This window comes from Pseudofrankia saprophytica (assembly GCF_000235425.2).
GTDB classification, from domain to species: Bacteria; Actinomycetota; Actinomycetes; order Frankiales; family Frankiaceae; genus Pseudofrankia; species Pseudofrankia saprophytica.
Genome location: NZ_KI912266.1, coordinates 2,994,313 through 3,010,268 on the forward strand (window position 1 = coordinate 2,994,313; position 15,956 = coordinate 3,010,268).

The following is a 15,956-nucleotide window of genomic DNA, read 5'->3' on the forward strand; positions in this document are numbered from 1 at the left end:
CCGACTCCCAGGTGATCGGAAAGGGGGGGCAGGCCCTGTACCGTGCCGGTACTTGAATCGGGAAGACGACCTACGGTTTTGCTGCCCGGTCAGACAGCGCAAATGCGCCTATCTCGCCCGATGATTATCGGGCGGGCCGAGGGGATCGCAAGATCAGCGCCGGACCCTGGAGGCGCCGACGCGGTGACCGAGCTTGAGCAGCTCGCCCTGGATCCTCCTGTATCTCCAGGTCCTGTTTTCGGTCGCGAACCGCTCGATGAGCGCGGGCACCTCTGGAGCGATCTGTGGTCGACCGGTCCGGTTCGGGTGGGTCCACTTCCTGGTGACCAGGCGGCGGTGCCAACGTAGAACGGTGCCAGGGGTGGTCAGCCGGTGCAGTCGTAGTCTTCGCGGCAGGAGTCGGATCAGCGCGGCGAGCACGGCCCGGTCCGCCCAGTCCCATCTCGGCCGTGGCTGGGTGCTGCGCAGTACCGCGATCTCGTGCCGAAGCACGAGCAGCTCGATGTTCTTCGACGCTGACGACCGGCAGAGCAGCACGAGCCAGCCACACAGCCGGACGAAGATCAGATAGAGCAGGCGTACGGACACAGGTGACCATCATGCCGACGGCCGGGCTGTCGCATCGGCCCAGCTCACGGGACCAGTCCGACTTGTGGCACCCCACAGGCAGAACAACCGGACCGAGTCCGGTCACAGCAGGCTCAAGGCCAGGCTACGATCCATACGCGGCTGAAACGGCTGCGCTCCGCTCAGACGGTCAGCAGCGGACACGCCTTGTCCAAAACATTCGCCGCGGCCACTACGACCTCGCCATCGGCACCAATCCGCAGCTGCGGCTATCGGTCGCGTCCACCGAGCTTGCCGCGGCGGTCTGATCCTCGAGCTGGCCAGGACCTCCGCGGGCTCCAAGCTCTCCCAAATGCAACAGACCGGCTCGGGCAATGTTCAACGGATCGGCCCGGACACATACGATATCGCGATCGGTGCGGCGGTAATTCGGTCGCGACGAAGCCTAGACAACGTGAGGACGGCCGTGGACTCGACATCACGTGCTGCGAGCGATACGCGGCGAACGGTAGACGAGCGGGAGTTGCTGTCGCGGGCCGGTCTCGCTCGGTTCGTTCTCGCGGCGGGGCTGGTGTCGTTCGCGTCGTGGCTGACGATCTGGTGTGCGGTCGGCACAGCGATCGCCACCGCGCTGATCCTGATTCTGATTTACTGTTGCTGGCGCACTGCGGCAACCGCTGTAACGCTCCCCGGGGTTTCGCAGGTTCCGCGGTCGTCGACGTGGCGCCTCCGGAACTACGCGCAGCCCGTGCGATTCTTGTGGGTTCTGCTTGCCGTCGCCGCGATGCTGGTAACCGCCCTCGTCTACCGCGAACTGCTCGGTGGAACGTTCATTCTGGTCGTGGCCGTTTGCGGAATCCTGCTCACGTCGCTCCTAATCGCCGGGGGCTTCGAGAGCCCGTTGCCCTCGGCCGTCTCCGAGGCCAGGCGCCGCGACTGGAGACGGCTACTCGAAAGTGGCACACGGCGCCGCGTCGTCCGCAGGTGCAGTGTCGTGGCGGCGGTAAGCGCGTTCGCGTTCGCCCTGATGGCCCGAGTGCTCGTGTTGACGGCACGCCAGCGATTGGAGCAGGGCGTCCGCCCCGGAGCCAGTCGAATCTACTACGACGCGGTGGCGATCACGCGGTGGCTCGACGACGCACTCACTGGCGCGCCGGCCGGCTCGGTCCTGCAACGTTGGGCCTGGCCGGCACTGGTGAGCGGATTTGTCTTCGCCGGCAGTCTCCTGGCGTCGACGGCATTCCTACTCGCTGCCCGAGCGGTCCTGTCCCGTTCCGCTGGCCTCCATACCCGCACGCCGGAGAATCTGCGCTCAAGGCCTGAAAGTGCGGCCCCGAGCGTCAGCTCGGAGGCGCGTGGGAAAAACGAGGCGTACTTCGGACTCTGGCCGATGGTCCGGGCTTGGAGAGGCACGGCTCTTTTCAACAGTTCGATAGCAACCGGAGACAGCGCCCACTTGGACAGGGCAATAGTCCTGCTACGACGGTCGTCCGGGGTGCCGCCTGCCGGCCATCCTGACAGGGCTATGTTCCAGTCCTACCTCGGCGCCGCCTTGCGCCTCCGGTTCGAGCGGACCGCCAGGCAGCCGGACCTCGACGAAGCGATCAGCATCGGCCGAGAGGCGGTGGCAGCCGAGGTCGCCGACCTGAAAGCCCGAGCCAGGCACCTTTCGAACCTCGGCATTTCCCTCCAGACGCAGGCAGAGCAGACGGGAGTGCAAGCCGACCTCGACGAGGCGATCGCTGTCGGCCGGGAGGCCGTTGCAGCCGTATCCGCCGACCACCAGGAACAGGCCATGTACCAGTCGAACCTCGGCGGAGCGCTGCGTGTCCGGTTCGACTGGACCGGGCAGCTGGCCGACCTCAATGAGGCGATCAGCAACTGCCGCGCCGCGGCAGCGACGCCGACGGAACACACCTACGGGGCGATGTACAGGAGCAACCTCGGCCTCCTTCTTCGTATCCGGTTCGACCGGACCGGAGCGCAGGCAGACCTCGACGACGCGATCGCCGCGGGCCGGGATGCTGTGGAGACCGCCGGGGTCGACCACCCGGACTGCCCGATGTACTTGTCGAACCTCGCTACGACCCTCCAGACGTGGTTCGAGACGACGGGCGACCTCAGCGCGATGGACGAGGCGGTCAACCTGGACCGCGCTGCGGTCGCCGCCACGTCCCGCGACCACACCAACAGGGCGATGTACCTGGCGAGCCTCGGCCTCGGCCTGCGTGTCCGCTACGACCGGACCGGACTGCTGCAGGACCTCAACGAGGCGATCGTCGTCGGGCGGAGAGCAGCCGCGGCCACCCCTGCCGACCATCCGGACCGCGCCGGGCGGCTGACCTACCTCGGTGCCGCGCTGATCACGCGGCTTGAGGTATCCCGCCGGCAGCCCGACCTCGACGAAGCGATCGCCGTGTACAGGGACGCAGTTAAGGTAGCCACTGCCCCGCCGCGCACGCGCGCGGCGGCGGCACGGGCTTGGGGCCACGTCGCCGCCAGCGAACAACGGTGGCAGTCGGCCGCCGCCGGTTTCGAAGCCGCGGTCGAGCTGCTCGACCGGCTCGCGCCGCGCAGTCTCGCCCGCGACGATCAGGAACACATCCTCGACGAAGTGGAGGGCTTGGCAGCCGACGCGGCGGCCTGCTTCGTGCAAGCCGGACAGCCAGGGCGTGCGCTGGAGCTGTTCGAACAAAGCCGGGGAGTGCTGTTGAGTCAGGCCCTGGACACACGGACCGACCTCACGGTCCTCACCGAGAAGCACCCGCAGCTGGCGGAGCGGTTCATCGCGCTACGCGACAAGGTGAACGAACCGGCCGACAGGTTCGCCTCCGTCGCGGCAGGAAACGGCGGGCAGTACTCGCCCAGTGCCGAGCGGCGTATGGCGACAGTCGCAGCATTCGACCGGCTGGTTGGCGAGATCCGTGAACTTCCGGAGTTCCGCTCGTTCCTCAAGCCAACGCCGATTCAGGATCTGCTTCCGCTGGCGTCCGCGGGGCCGGTCGTCGTCGTCGCCGTCTCCGAGTACGGTTCGTACGCGCTGGCCCTGACCCTCACCGGCGTCGATCCGCTGCCGCTGACGTCCTTGGCGCCGGAGGTGCTGGCCGACAGGGTGGCTGCCTTCCAGGCGGCGTTGAAGGACAGGGCTTCATCGGACAAACGTGTTCGGGAGGCCGCCGAAAGCCGGCTGACGGACATTCTGGAATGGTTGTGGGATGCGGTTGCTGGACCCGTCCTGCGTCAGCTCGGTGTCTCCGGTTCGCCAGCGGACACCGAGAGATGGCCGCGGCTCTGGTGGTGCCTGTCAGGACTCCTGGCCTTCCTGCCGGTACACGCCGCCGGCTACCACGGACCTCGCGGCGACGCCGTGCCGAGGACCGTCCTAGACTGCGTGGTCTCTTCGTACACGCCAACGATTCGGGCGATCGCCTACGGGCGCCGTACCGTCGTCGCTGACGACGACGGCCGGGAAACGGCAGGAGCAGCCGGGCCGTCAATGGTGGCGGTGGCAATGAGCAGTACGCCAGGTGCGAGTGATCTTCCTGGCGTCGACGCGGAGGTCGCCGCGATTAGGGCGCGGTTCGGTGACCAGGTCCGCGTTCTGGCGGGCGTCGAGGCGACCCGGAAAGACGTGCTCGCGGCGCTGCCCGCAGCCCGGATGGCCCATTTCGCCTGCCATGGTTTCTCCGACCCGATGAACCCGTCTGCTAGTCACCTGCTCCTGCAAGATCAAGCCCTGAGAGTCGTAGACGTGGCCGAGCTCAGGTTGGACGTCGCGGAATTGGCTTTCCTGTCCGCTTGCTCGACCGCCCGTCCCGGAGAACGACTGACCGACGAGGTCATTCATCTCACGTCCGCGTTCCAACTCGCCGGTTACCGGAACGTGATCGGCACGCTCTGGCCGATCGCCGACCGGCACGCCGTGGACCTCGCCGCCGAGATCTATACCAAACTCGTCTCGGATGGCGACGTAGCAGCGGCACTACATTCGGCGACTCGGTGGTCGCGTACGGCGCGGGGTTGGGACCGGCCGTCGACGTGGGCGTCGCACATTCACAGCGGGCCCTGACCTGGCGGCATGGCATTGCTCGGCGTAGCCGATTCAGGGCGACTCCTCCAGTCGGCGCCGCGTTCTGTTTCTCCGAATGCGCCGTCACCAGCGTCGCGTCGAGATCCACGACCAGGGAGTCGTCGCCAGAGGATTGGGAGTGGATGGCCTGGCCCGCCCGAGGGTCCGAGCAGGAGGGTCCAAATTTCTGCTTGCGGGCGCGAGATTTTACCCCGGGGCCAATTAGGTTGCCAAGCAGCGCCATGTTGCAGGAGGTTGTCTAGCTTGAAGTCACCCGCGGTATCCTCGGCGGCAGTGATCGACTCGAGGGAGAGCGCGATGTGGTTGGGACCAATCCACCCCGGTATTGCGGCGTAAGGCTCGGACGATCATGCCAGCCGACCGCGCCCGAGAAGAAGGCCTCACCGATTCGGAGGTCGTCGCGCTTGCCAAGGCATTCCCCGATCAACCGGCCGCAGTGAGACTGCTACGACGAGGTTCGGTAGGCTTCCCGGAAGATAGGATTCCCTGGGCGATATCGAACGGCTACGAGTTCTGGAGCGAGGTTGGTCGGCTTCTTGAGCATGGGGTTATATCGGGTGGGGCGACAAGGATCCTCGTCGCGGCGGGAATGATTTTTCCGGCGAACTCTGTCTTCGGGCAGGCGGATACAGCGCTAGTGGCCGTCCGGCGCGGCGGTTTCAGACGTCGCCGACCGGGGCCGAAGTTTCTGTTTGCAATAGCTGGAACGACGATTGCGGTCGTGGTTGCTGTCGCCGTGCTCGCCGCATTTTGGTCGGGCGACAAATCTAGGGACCTAGTTCCGAATGGTGTTCGATTCACAGCAGGTGACCCGCAAGTAGAGTATCTCTCAGTTGATGGGATGGCCTTCGAGATGTCGCATGCCGACATGTCGGCGCTAGATGCTGAGGGAAACCGTCGAGTAGACGTGGAAGACTCAGCCTATGCGGAAGCGCACCCCGCTCACCTGGACGTGGGAATCTGTGTTCAGCCCGTCGGGCACACTGCGAAGTACAAGTTTACGGGTCAACGAATGCTTCCGGTTCCTACTGGCGAATGCAAGGACCTGAAGAAGGTGCCGACCGCCTGGTCGAAGCAGTATCCCGTGCCCGAAGACGCTGACCTTGAGAATGGAATTCGATTCACGGTGGTTGGCTCGGCTGCGCAATACATATCGATACGTGGAGCGGTTCTTCCTATCATGGATATCGGGGATGCTGAAATATTCGATCAACGAGAGGGAAACTATAGTGGAGCGACGGTGGAGAGTGGCTACCTAGATCGACACCGCGGCTCGCTGCCAGATGGAACCGTAATTCGCCCTGCTGGAGGTCTGGAGGTGTCTATTTTCAATGAGTCTTCACGGCATCCGGTGGTCGATGCAAGCCAATGCGGAACGGCGCATCGACCAGTGTATGCTGTGCCGCCAAAATGGTTGGCCACCATCCCGATCGGTGCGGCGGTCGATTGTTAATAACGCGATCTGGGATAGTAAGATCGACAATCGTTTCCCAATTGACGGTCTATCTGTGACCGTCGGCGCGCCGCGAGACGGGCTGGCCTGGCAGTCCTTGGGGGTGGCGGCGTAGCCGCCACCCCCATAGGTGCATGGCGGATGGCGGTGACCCGGAGGGGTTGTACGTGCCGTCCCGTGCGGGTTCAGGTTCGGTCGGCCGTTGGCTGGTCAGCAGGTAGGTCGTTGAGGGGGAGCCGCTCCCGCGAGTGACTCTCTGGTGGAGGCCTGAATCAAATCTAACGATTAGAAGCGAGTTCATGATTTTGTTGGCTGCGTGAATATTCGGCTGCCTACATGTCGACTGTGTAGCGCTCCTTGAGTGGCACACCTGCGAGCCGCTACAGCGGTAGGCCTCGTTCCACCTCGCGGCTACCAATCCCTCGAGTCGGTGCCGCGCAGTGCGACGAGGTCGCTGATGGATTCGATGGTGGCGAGGACGGCGTGGCTGGTTTGACGGTCCCGTGCGGTTTTCAGGTGCACGAGTCTCATCCCCGCGTCGGCCAGGGGCGGAGCGTCCCGCGCATGCCAGCTGGTGGCGGTTCAGCCCGCTGGGCAGGCGCAAAGGGGGCGAGGAGCGTGCGGGGTAGGCGAGGGTGGCGGCGCGTTGTGCGGCTTCGGCCGTGTGTTCGGCGCGGCGGCACGGCGCGTGGCGGCGCGCCGCGCGCCGCGGCCGACGGCGCGATGGGCGCGCTCGGCGCGGATGATGTGGCCGGTTCGGTGCGCGGCGGCGCGTCCAAGGAGTGCGGCGAGCTTGGCGGCGCGGCCCACAGCGCCATGTTTGCCGTCGCGCCCTTGGACTCGGCGCGGCCCTACGTCTATGCGCTGCCGCCGTTCCGCGCCGATGCAGGCGCGGTTCCTGCCGAACCCGAGCCTCGGCCCGTCGAGCGCGGTGTGGTGGCCGATGCCCATCCGGGCCGTCGCCGGTCTTGCCGGTGGGCGTTCACCACCGCGCGTCGGTCCCGGCTGGTGTTTGTCTGCGTGGACTCGGCTGCCGTGTCTGCGGCTGGGGCCACGGCGGCGGGCGATGCCGTGCTGCGGTCCGCGCCGGCCGGCGCGGTCGGCGCGGCGCGGCTGGGCACGCCGTTGCGCGTTCGGCGCGGTGGGCGTGCCGTTCGCGCCGCTGCCCTGCCGGGCCGAATCTCGACCGTTGCGGCGGCAAGCGTCGCCGGGCCGAGGCGGGGTTCGGCGGTGCGATGTCCCCTCCCACGCCAGGCCTGCGCCGCCCGTTCGGCCCAGGTGAGGCGGGGTCCAGCGGGCGCCGAAGCGCCGATGGTCGCGAGCGCGGTCATGGCGGAGGACATCGCGAACGTCATCGCGTACGACATCGCCGATCGAGATGGCGCTTTCGGGCACCACCGATGACATTGCGAGCGACACCACGCGCGACATCGCCACGCTGTAGGACGCCCGCGTGCATCGCGGACGGTATTGCGAGCGATCCCCGCGCGAGCCGTCACTGGGTGGAGGCTGATGCGCCGTGCATCGCTGGCGCATCGCAGCGTCGTGTCCGGTCTGCCACCGTCCCGCTGGCTACGGTCATCCACAACGGGACTGCCGGGACGGGAGCAGATCATGGTCGTGGCAGTGGTGTTCGACGTCGGCGAGACGCTGCTGGACGACACCCGGGAGTACGGCGCGTGGGCGGACTGGCTCGGCGTTCCTCGGCATACCTTCTCGGCGGTGCTCGGTGCCGTCACCGCGGCGGGCCGTAACAACGTCGAGGCCTTCGCGTACTTCCGCCCCGGCTTTGACCTCGTCACTGAACGGCAGCGACGCGAGGACGCCGGTGTCGGCGAGACGATCGGGGACGCCGACCTCTACCCCGACGTCCGCCCCGCCCTCGCCGAGCTGCGGGCACGCGGCCGTGGGTCGGGATCGTCGGCAACCAGACCGCCAAGGTCGCGCGGCTGCTGCGCGCCCTCGACCTGCCGGCCGACGCGATCGCCACCTCGGGCGAATGGGGCGCCGCCAAGCCCGACCAGGCCTTCTTCGACCGCGTCGCCCAGTTCGCCCCCGCCGACCGGTCCGACATCGTCTACGTCGGCGACCAGCGGGACAAGGACATCCTGCCCGCCCGCAAAGCAGGGATGCGGACCGCGCACATCCGCCGCGGCCCCGCCGGCCACCTGTGGGCCGACCACCCTTCGGTCGTCGACGCCGCCGACTGGCGCATCAACTCACTGACCGAACTACCCGCCCTACTCCGCCCATCGACCTAGACAACTGGCAACGACCCGCGCTGCTGGTGCTTGGCTCCAGCGACGGCCCAGTCACTCGGACCGGTTACATGTCCGGCTCGCAAGGAGTCAGCGAGTGTGGCCGGACCGGGGCGGACCTCCGTAGGTGCTGAGGCCTTCGCGGAGGACATCGCGAGCGTCATCGCGCATGACATCGCTGGTCCGGGCGGCACTCTCGCGCATCGCCGATGACATCGTGAGCGTCACCGCGCGGGTATCGCCAGGCGAGGGTCGGCGTGCATCGCCGGCATCGTGGCCTACCACGTTCGGAAAATGAGCCGGGAGTTCAGGCCCGACGCGACCGCGCCCATCGGAATGGCGGTTCTCGACTGGCTACTTGGGTGTGGCCGGGTGGAGAGGGCGAAAGCGCAGGAGGATCTCCACGTCGCCGTAGGCCTCTGTGAAGCGCAGCCCGGCGGGCAGGCTCGCAAGGGCAGCGGTCAGTTGGGTCACGTCGTCGCCGGGGGCGAACGTGATCTCGACGTCGCCGTCCACGGTCACCCGTACCTTGCTCGGCCCGCCCGTGGGAACGACTGACAGGGGGCCGTCTGCCCACTCGGCCTCGCCGTGGCTCGCGGCTGCGAGATGGCCCTCGCGACTGCCGCCGTCGGGCGTGTCGGTGTCGAATGCCAGTGGCCTGATCAGGCTGTTCGTCAGGCCGTGTCGGCGCGCGTAGGCATGGCCCGCCGCTGGCGATTCGAAGGGCAGATGCACTCCCAGTGCGCTCGCACGCTGTGGATCGGCGAAGTTGACGACGCCGAAAAGATGCTCTTCGTTCGCCCCGTCGGACACGTCGTTCCTCCTCATGGTCGGTCTGTCTGCTGCTGTTCGGCGGTGACGTCGGCCAGAGCCTGCCGATCGCTGGGCTCCGCCCGGCCGGTCGACGGCTAGCCGCGACCGTCGGTATCGGCGTCACGCCGCGACCGCCCTGGACAGCGCAGGTACCGGGGCCGCGCTGGCAAGCCAGCCGGAGATCTGGCCGTGATCGGTGATCTCCCAGGTGACCCGCAGCTGCACCGCCTCGTCGGTCACGACCGACACCAGGTGCGGCACGGCGACCCCATCGGACTGCCAGGCGCAGTGAGGCCGGACCGGGCAGAGCACCACCGGCAGCGGGCCGTGCGCGCTGGCCTCGCGCGCGGCGGCGAGGATGCGGCCGACGGCCAGGGCCAGCCGGGTCAGCGCCGGTGAGACCGGCGACGGACAGCAGACCAGCACCCGTTCCCCGCGCGTTGCGGCCAGCGACCGGGCTGCGCTTTCCGGCGGGAACGGATGCGACGCCACGAATACCGGGCCCCGAAGGGTGCAAGTATGCGGTTCCGCTGGCCAGGAGCTTGATCAGGCGGCTCGTTGGTATTCGTGGAGGAGGCCATCGAGGCGGTCGATGCGTCTGATCGAGCCGCTTGGATCGCCGACTGAGGCTGGCCGATCGGGGATGTCGAGCTCGAGGCCGCGGTGGGGTCGTGCGGTGTTGTAGTGCTCGACATAGATCGACAGGATGTGTTCGGCGTGGCGCCGGTTCCAGATGAGGATCCAATCGAGGCATTCGGCGCGGACGGTGCGGACCCAGCGTTCGGCGAAGGCGTTCGCGCGTGGTGCCTGGACGGGTGTCTTGAGGATCCGGATGCTCTCGTCGGTGAAGACGTCGTCGAAGCCGGCGACGAACTTGGTGTCCCGGTCGCGGATCAGGAACGTGTACGGCCCGCCGTCGCCGAGCTGGTAGGTGAGGTTTCTGGCCTGCTGGGTGACCCAGGTGGCGGTGGGGTGTTCGGTGACGCCGGCGAGCCAGACGTGGCGGCGATCGAGCTCGACGAAGAACAGCACGTATAGCCGGGCCAGTGTGACGGTGTCGACGGTGAGGAAGTCGCAGGCCAGCACGCCACGGGCCTGGGCGCGCAGGAACTGTGACCAGCTCGGCCCGGCGGCGCGGCGGGGTGCCGGGCCCAGGCCGTGGCGGCGCAGGAGAGTGCGGACCGAGGTGGCGGATACCTGGACCTGCAGCTTGCGGCATTCCCGACGATGCGCAGGTAGCCCCAGCGCGGGTTCTCCCGGGCCAAGCGGAGGACCAACTGCATCGTCGCGTCCTCAAGCCGGCGACCGCGATGCTGCTGTGGCTGGGTCCACCGTCTGCGGACCAGCTCGCGGTGCCAACGCAGCAGGGTGGCGGGGGTGACGAGGAACGCCGACCAGCGCGGACGGGGCAGGAGCTAAGCCAGGGTGGCCAGCAGCATCCGATCGGACGGGGCGTACCGCGGCCGGGCGACGTGGCGACGCAGCACCACCAGTTGGTGGCGAAGGACGGCGATCTCGACGTCCTTCTCATCAGGACGGCCCCCGAGACCGGCCACGCCGAGCAGCCTCCGGATCAGCAGGAACACGACCGTCGACACCATGCCGTCATGATCCCCGATGCGTCATTTGCCCAGATCGGCGCCTCTGACCGTCCAGTTGCACCCCACACCCGTGCGTGGCCACGTGCAGGACCTTGGGCCGTGCGGTGTCGAGGAGGCGTTGTCGGGTGGCGTCCCGGCCCGTGAACGGGTGTGCGCCGAGTAGGGTAGCCCGGCGACCTCCCGCGCCTCTATCTCGGTGTGTTCCGGCCGGGCACAGCGCAGGGAGAGGATGAACGGCACCTGGTCGGCGAAGTCCAGATCGAGGTCGGGATCACCGAGGACGAGCGGCGGGCCGGCCGGCCGGCGTGCCCGCGCCGCTGCGCGGGGTACGCGTGACGAGCCAGCGGGCGCTGGGAAGCGAGGTGACCACGTGCTCGTCGATGAGCCTTCGGCCCTGCGGGGTCTGGCAGGGTGGGTGCGAAGGCGGAGGTCAACACCGCGATGAGCTTGTAGCCGGAGGAACGCTGCTGTGGTCGGTGAGCGCGGCGGTGCCGCGCTCACCGACCACACGTTAGGGCCTATCTACACCGGGGACATCGGGGTGGCCCACAGTGCGGGTGCCCCCTTCTCCTCCGGCTGGCACGTCGCGGTTGCGCTGCCTCATGGTCGGTCTCCTTCCACCGTGTTGGTCAACTTATCCTTCTTGGCGGGCCAGGTTTCCGAATCCTCTAGCGCGTGATTTCCCACTCGTAGCGCCTGCCCTGTGGGCTCGGGTCTTGCCAGTCGATGACCCATGACCCGTCGTTCTCGCGGCGGGGCGCCGAGCAGACGCCGAAGCTGTTCTTCTCTCGAACATTTGGTCGGAAACCTGGATCCTTGAACGCGAAGGAGACGTGGAAGTCGGTCATGGGTGAGCGTCCGTTCGCGGGCATGTCGTCGTTCCACACGAGCCTGTCGTGCCCGCTCTTCCTGAGGTCCGCCCATAGTGCCCGCTGGGTGTAGCTGCAGTGCCAGGTCACCGGCTTGGTCAGGGTGGGCTTGAAGATCAGCCAGACGTACAGCTGGCCCTTGATCTCGAGGGCTGTAGAGCGAACCTGTGCTGGCCCGTTCGCGCTGTCGTCCACCCTGGCGTCGAAGGCGAAGTCGGACAGTTCCTTCGGCGGCTTGCTACCGAAAGTCGTGATCGGACGGATCATGCGGGCGACTAGCTGCGGGTTCGGATCGACCTCGACGGTCTCGTCGACCCTGTCGCCGCTGTCATCCAGGCCGATCGTCAGCTGGACGTGCACCTTCTCCTCGTTGGCTTCGGCCTGCCGACTGATGGTGTCCACGATGTCGCCCTCAAGCTGGCGGAGTTCCTTGCTGAGCGACGCGCGAGTGCCGCTGCGAGTGAGCCTGAAGTATCGGAGCAACAACCACAGAAAATAGCTGCCCGAGACTGCCGCGATGGCGCGTAGTACTACCTGGGCCGCGCCGCCGGTCCAGCCACTGAGTCCGGCGACGCTCGTACCAATCGTGCAGATGAAGGTGATCACGTCGCGCGCGCGGGCCCAGTCCACTTGTCGCGCATCATTACTCATTCTTGTCCACCTCTTGGCCCGAGGAGATCATGAAAGTGCTCCGCTGGATCGACATCGCCTGCAGGACAGGGCTTGAGACGCCTCCGGCCAGCGGAGGATCCACATCGATTCCGATCACGTCGCGTAGTCGACAAGCTCTTGGGGGCTTGGCAGTCTCTGCTGGTACGGCCCCTTTGTCGACACCGACTCGACCAGAATCTGAATACCGTCTGTAGTTGTTCTTGCACCCCGGGCTGTTTGTCTGGCAAACTGCACCTGCAGCAAAGGGCTTCGGCGCGGTGGCATTCGCGAGGGACTTTCACGGGGGAGAGCCGTCATGGCAGGGACATCCATCAAATCGGCTCCAACGAACTGCGGCACGTCGCACAGTGAGCCGGCCTCGACCGGTGGTGAAGGCGGTCAGGCGATGGACGCAGGCATCGACGGTCATGCCCTGCTGGCGGAGCTGCCGTTCGCGGGCCGTATTCCGGCAGCGGTGTATCTCGTCGCGGCCCTGATGGTCGCGGCCCTGCTCGTCAGCCTGTTGGTGACACCGCTCAACCACTAGCTGGCGACGGAGCTTCTCGAAGGCCAGCGAAGCGCCGTAGCGCTCTGCTGCGATGGCGCCCGAGGTCAGCGTGCGGCACCCACCGCGCAGTGGCCAGCATTCGGTAGGCGAGCGCGAGGCGCGTACCTCGCCTGCGCCGACGGCCTGGGGGCCAGGCGGTGCTCGGGGGTTAGGAACATCGTTGGTCCTGTCTCGAGGTAAGTACAGCAAGGCGCCGGGGTCATGCCCGGCGCCATTCGTTACTGCTGAGTAGCGAGCAGCGGTAGTCAACGCGTAGTCCCGCGGTACTCCCGCATGCTCGACCAGGCCTCACGATACGCACACTATTCGGACGTCGGCAAGCGTGACGCCGCGCACCGTCTCGTTGTGGGACGTTCGACACGTAGCCGGCTCATAACAGGCGGCTTGCTCGAGTCGATCCGTGGCTGGTTAGCCGGCTGAAATGCCAGGCCGGCGGCCCGATGGTGCCACCGACACCCCGGGTGCCACAAAGTCGATATATCGAATGACTGATCGATCTGCCAATAGTGACGTCGAGGTCAAAATCATCGTGACACCTCGTGCCGAAAATACAATGACACCGGGTGTCGAAATAACCGCAGCCCGGACGCCGCGGCATTCGGCTTCCTGAGGTAACCGGGACAGGTCACGTGCGCGATGCGAGGGCCTGTATCGTGCCTGAACTCGGTTTCGGGCCGTTGACTTGCGGCTTTGCCGCCAGGCCTCATGGCGCGCGATCGTGGCTCATGGTGCTGCGATGGTGTATCTGGCCACGGTGCAGGTGTTCGGCTGGCTCGTCCTACTGACCCGCGGCGACGTAGCGAGCGCGACCGAACTGTTGGTGCTGCGCCACGAAGTTGTAGTGCTGCGACGCCAGGTCGGATGTCCCCGGTTCACCGGGCCAGACCGCGCGGTCCTGGCCGCGCTGGCCCGGCAGCGGCCTCGGGACGTCGTGTCGGTTGGTGACCCCGACGCCGCCGCTGGCCTGGCATCGCCGTCCGGTTCGTCGACCGTGGAATTACCCGCATCGGGTGGGTCGGTCCGCCGGTGGATGACGAGTTGCCGACGTTGGTGGTCCGCCCGGCTCCGACAACCCGACCTGGGGGCATCGCCGCGTCCAAGGCCCTCTCGGCGATCCGCACCCCCACCGCCGCCGCGGCTTGGTGGCGCCCGACCTGCAGGCCGCCCGACTCGTGCCGCGCGGCGCCCGCTGCGCCCGCGCCGCCGCGGGCGACCGGGTAAAGAAGGCCCGCCGGCCGCCCGCAACCAGCTGAGCGCAATGGTCGCCACCTGCCCGGACACCACCCTCGGCGTGCGCCACCGCGTCCTGCTCGTCCTCGGCGTGGCGATGACGGGCCGCCGCGGCGAGCTCGCCGCGCTCGAGTTGACCGACGTCACTGAGGTCGACGAGGGCTTGCTCGACTACGTCCGTATCTCGAAGACCGATCAGGATGCGCTCGGTGCCGAGGTCGCCCTCTCCTACGGCTCCCACCCGGACACCGTTCCGTCTGGGCCGTCCGCGCCTGGCGGGCGCTGCTCGCCGAGCACGGCATCACCGACGGGCCGCTGCTGCGCGCCATTGACCGGCGCGGCTGGATCTTGACCCGGCCGATGTCCGGCGAGGGCATCCGCCACGCCGTCATCCGCGCGGACTTGGCCGGCAAGGAGACCTACAGCGCGCACAGCCTTCGCGCCGGCGGGGCAACCGCCGCCACGAAGGCCGGCGCTCCGGTCTCCGCGATCGCCCGCCAGGGTCGTTGGTCGGAGAAGAGCCCGGGGTCGTGCTCGGCCACATCCGCTAGGTCGACCAGTGACGCGACAACCCGATGACCGGCGTCCTGTAGGACAGCGGACAACCCGATCGCCTGGTCAATCGCCCGCAGCGCCACCTGCTACGTCCAGTGCAGGCCGTAGCACAGGCCCAGAGCGAGGTTGGTGAAGTGGGCGGTCGCCTCGCCTGCGCCGTCCACGGGAATGGGTGGTAGCTCGATGCCGCGGTCCTCGACCGCGCGCAGCGGCAGCCCGTCGAGGCTCCGCACCGTGGGGTCGGCACCGGTGGGGAACCGTACCCGCAGGTCCAGTGCGTCGCAGCGGATCTTCGGGACCATCGCATAGTGCCGCACCATCGGCTGCCCGGGCAGCACCCGCCACACCAATCCGAACTCGTGCCGCTCTTCGGCACCCAGCGGACGCGGCAGTCTCTGCACCGGGGACAAGAGGGTGTCGCCTCGCCGGTCGACCCGGAAGATCCGGCCGCCGAACATCACCTCCACGCCGAGGTCGCGGGGATTGGGCGGCGCGTCGGGCGGGCGGGGCAGGCTCATCGACAGCGCCACCTCGGAGAGCCCGTCCTTGATGACGACGATCCTCCGCGTCTCGAGCAGCTCGGGTGTTGGCCCGTCGAGCCGCAGCAGCGCCCACACCCGCTCCACGTACCAGCGGCCCCTGCCGCCAGTCGGGTCCAGTGCCACGGCGACGTCCCGGCGGCGTACCTCCCGACCAACGCTGTTCTGGCCGTCACCGGCGATGATCATCTCGGCCAGCAGGCGGAAGGCCTTCTGGCCACGGCGGCGCAGGGCACGCGGATCCCGCTCGAAGTCGACGGCGAGCCAGCTGAGCCGCTTCGTTAACAGCCGATGGCCGGCTCACGGGTCCACGCCGAGGGCGACGCCAGTGACCAGGCGTAGGTCTTCGGGCAGCGCCGCCAGCTACTCTCCGAGCCAGTCGACCAGCCGGGACCGCAGCGGGCCGCCGGACAGGTCGTCGAGTGCGGCGTAGCGGCGCAGCAATGGCCCGGTCCTGGCGTCGAGGTTCGCGGACCGCAGCCCTCGTCCGCGAGCGAGGGCCCGGAGCTCGTTGTGGAGGGCAGGTAGATCGGCCGCCACGTCGACCGAGCCACCGCCGCGGCCCACGTAGGTACTCGTCGGTCACACTCCTCCGGCGTGAGCGTCCTTAACGGCAGCCCTACTTTGGGTGAGTTGGGCCCCTGAGAACGGACACCTCGCCTGAGGTGGCCTCCGGCTGCAGGGAGGTCGACCATACCCGCCCCACACCCGCCGAAGTTTCGCCGGCGCGCGGTCGAGCTCGTGCGTCGCGGCGACGTACCG

General features: G+C 67.7%; 14 protein-coding genes and 1 pseudogene. 7 read left to right on the forward strand and 8 right to left on the reverse strand.

The genetic code is table 11. From position 1 onward, the window contains the following. Window positions 1–153: 153 nt before the first annotated feature. Complete coding sequence (locus tag FRCN3DRAFT_RS0212375; protein ID WP_007513551.1) at window positions 154–588, reverse strand: hypothetical protein; 435 nt, start codon at window positions 586–588, stop codon at window positions 154–156. Between the two features lie 76 nt (window positions 589–664). On the opposite strand from FRCN3DRAFT_RS0212375, the pseudogene FRCN3DRAFT_RS55005 reads away from it, so the two are divergent. From FRCN3DRAFT_RS55005 to FRCN3DRAFT_RS58110, 5 genes and pseudogenes are all read left to right on the forward strand, one after another. Further along, window positions 665–875 (forward strand): annotated as a pseudogene (locus FRCN3DRAFT_RS55005) (DDE-type integrase/transposase/recombinase); the annotation flags it as partial. A gap of 44 nt (window positions 876–919) precedes the next feature. Then, complete coding sequence (locus tag FRCN3DRAFT_RS0212380) at window positions 920–4,636, forward strand: CHAT domain-containing protein (RefSeq protein ID WP_083401843.1); 3,717 nt, start codon at window positions 920–922, stop codon at window positions 4,634–4,636. Window positions 4,637–5,006: 370 nt separating this feature from the next. Beyond that, the gene (locus FRCN3DRAFT_RS54005) at window positions 5,007–6,110 is read left to right on the forward strand and encodes an effector-associated domain EAD1-containing protein (RefSeq protein WP_007513547.1); all 1,104 of its coding nucleotides are present in this window, start codon (window positions 5,007–5,009) and stop codon (window positions 6,108–6,110) included. 648 nt (window positions 6,111–6,758) lie between these two features. Next, entirely contained in the window at window positions 6,759–7,514 is a 756-nt protein-coding gene (locus FRCN3DRAFT_RS0212385) for a hypothetical protein (protein WP_027140507.1), read from the forward strand. A gap of 563 nt (window positions 7,515–8,077) precedes the next feature. Next, window positions 8,078–8,371 carry an HAD family hydrolase gene (locus FRCN3DRAFT_RS58110; protein ID WP_232794287.1) on the forward strand — a complete coding sequence of 98 codons (294 nt, stop codon included), beginning with the start codon at window positions 8,078–8,080 and terminating at the stop codon, window positions 8,369–8,371. Between the two features lie 351 nt (window positions 8,372–8,722). On the opposite strand, the gene FRCN3DRAFT_RS49410 is transcribed toward FRCN3DRAFT_RS58110, so the two are convergent. The 5 genes from FRCN3DRAFT_RS49410 to FRCN3DRAFT_RS0212415 all read right to left on the reverse strand — a co-directional run bounded on the left by FRCN3DRAFT_RS49410 (window position 8,723) and on the right by FRCN3DRAFT_RS0212415 (window position 12,302). Beyond that, window positions 8,723–9,181: a hypothetical protein gene (locus FRCN3DRAFT_RS49410; RefSeq protein WP_007513540.1), complete on the reverse strand. Its 459-nt coding sequence runs from the start codon at window positions 9,179–9,181 to the stop codon at window positions 8,723–8,725. A 120-nt stretch (window positions 9,182–9,301) separates the two neighbouring features. Beyond that, window positions 9,302–9,673, reverse strand: coding sequence for a hypothetical protein (locus tag FRCN3DRAFT_RS44205; protein WP_007513538.1), 372 nt, complete (start codon window positions 9,671–9,673; stop codon window positions 9,302–9,304). A 54-nt stretch (window positions 9,674–9,727) separates the two neighbouring features. Then, window positions 9,728–10,267 carry an integrase core domain-containing protein gene (locus tag FRCN3DRAFT_RS44210; protein WP_007507762.1) on the reverse strand — a complete coding sequence of 180 codons (540 nt, stop codon included), beginning with the start codon at window positions 10,265–10,267 and terminating at the stop codon, window positions 9,728–9,730. A gap of 329 nt (window positions 10,268–10,596) precedes the next feature. Continuing rightward, window positions 10,597–10,782 carry a hypothetical protein gene (locus FRCN3DRAFT_RS55010; RefSeq protein WP_007507764.1) on the reverse strand — a complete coding sequence of 62 codons (186 nt, stop codon included), beginning with the start codon at window positions 10,780–10,782 and terminating at the stop codon, window positions 10,597–10,599. A gap of 668 nt (window positions 10,783–11,450) precedes the next feature. Next, window positions 11,451–12,302, reverse strand: coding sequence for a hypothetical protein (locus FRCN3DRAFT_RS0212415; RefSeq protein WP_007513534.1), 852 nt, complete (start codon window positions 12,300–12,302; stop codon window positions 11,451–11,453). Between the two features lie 316 nt (window positions 12,303–12,618). Between FRCN3DRAFT_RS0212415 and FRCN3DRAFT_RS54010 the strand changes: the two genes are divergently transcribed. Beyond that, window positions 12,619–12,849 (forward strand): hypothetical protein, encoded by a 231-nt coding sequence (locus tag FRCN3DRAFT_RS54010; RefSeq protein ID WP_131803373.1) that lies wholly within the window; start codon window positions 12,619–12,621, stop codon window positions 12,847–12,849. 1,279 nt (window positions 12,850–14,128) lie between these two features. Further along, on the forward strand, window positions 14,129–14,452 hold the full coding sequence (locus tag FRCN3DRAFT_RS55015) for a site-specific integrase (RefSeq protein ID WP_007513530.1): 324 nt from the start codon (window positions 14,129–14,131) through the stop codon (window positions 14,450–14,452). A gap of 289 nt (window positions 14,453–14,741) precedes the next feature. Here FRCN3DRAFT_RS55015 and FRCN3DRAFT_RS56090 read toward each other — a convergent pair whose 3' ends face one another. Together FRCN3DRAFT_RS56090 and FRCN3DRAFT_RS56095 are read right to left on the reverse strand one after the other, a co-directional pair. Further along, a complete protein-coding gene (locus tag FRCN3DRAFT_RS56090) occupies window positions 14,742–15,383 on the reverse strand; it encodes a hypothetical protein (RefSeq protein WP_007513527.1) in 642 nt (213 codons plus the stop codon). A gap of 174 nt (window positions 15,384–15,557) precedes the next feature. Then, complete coding sequence (locus tag FRCN3DRAFT_RS56095; protein WP_007513525.1) at window positions 15,558–15,761, reverse strand: hypothetical protein; 204 nt, start codon at window positions 15,759–15,761, stop codon at window positions 15,558–15,560. Between the last annotated feature and the right edge of the window lie 195 nt (window positions 15,762–15,956).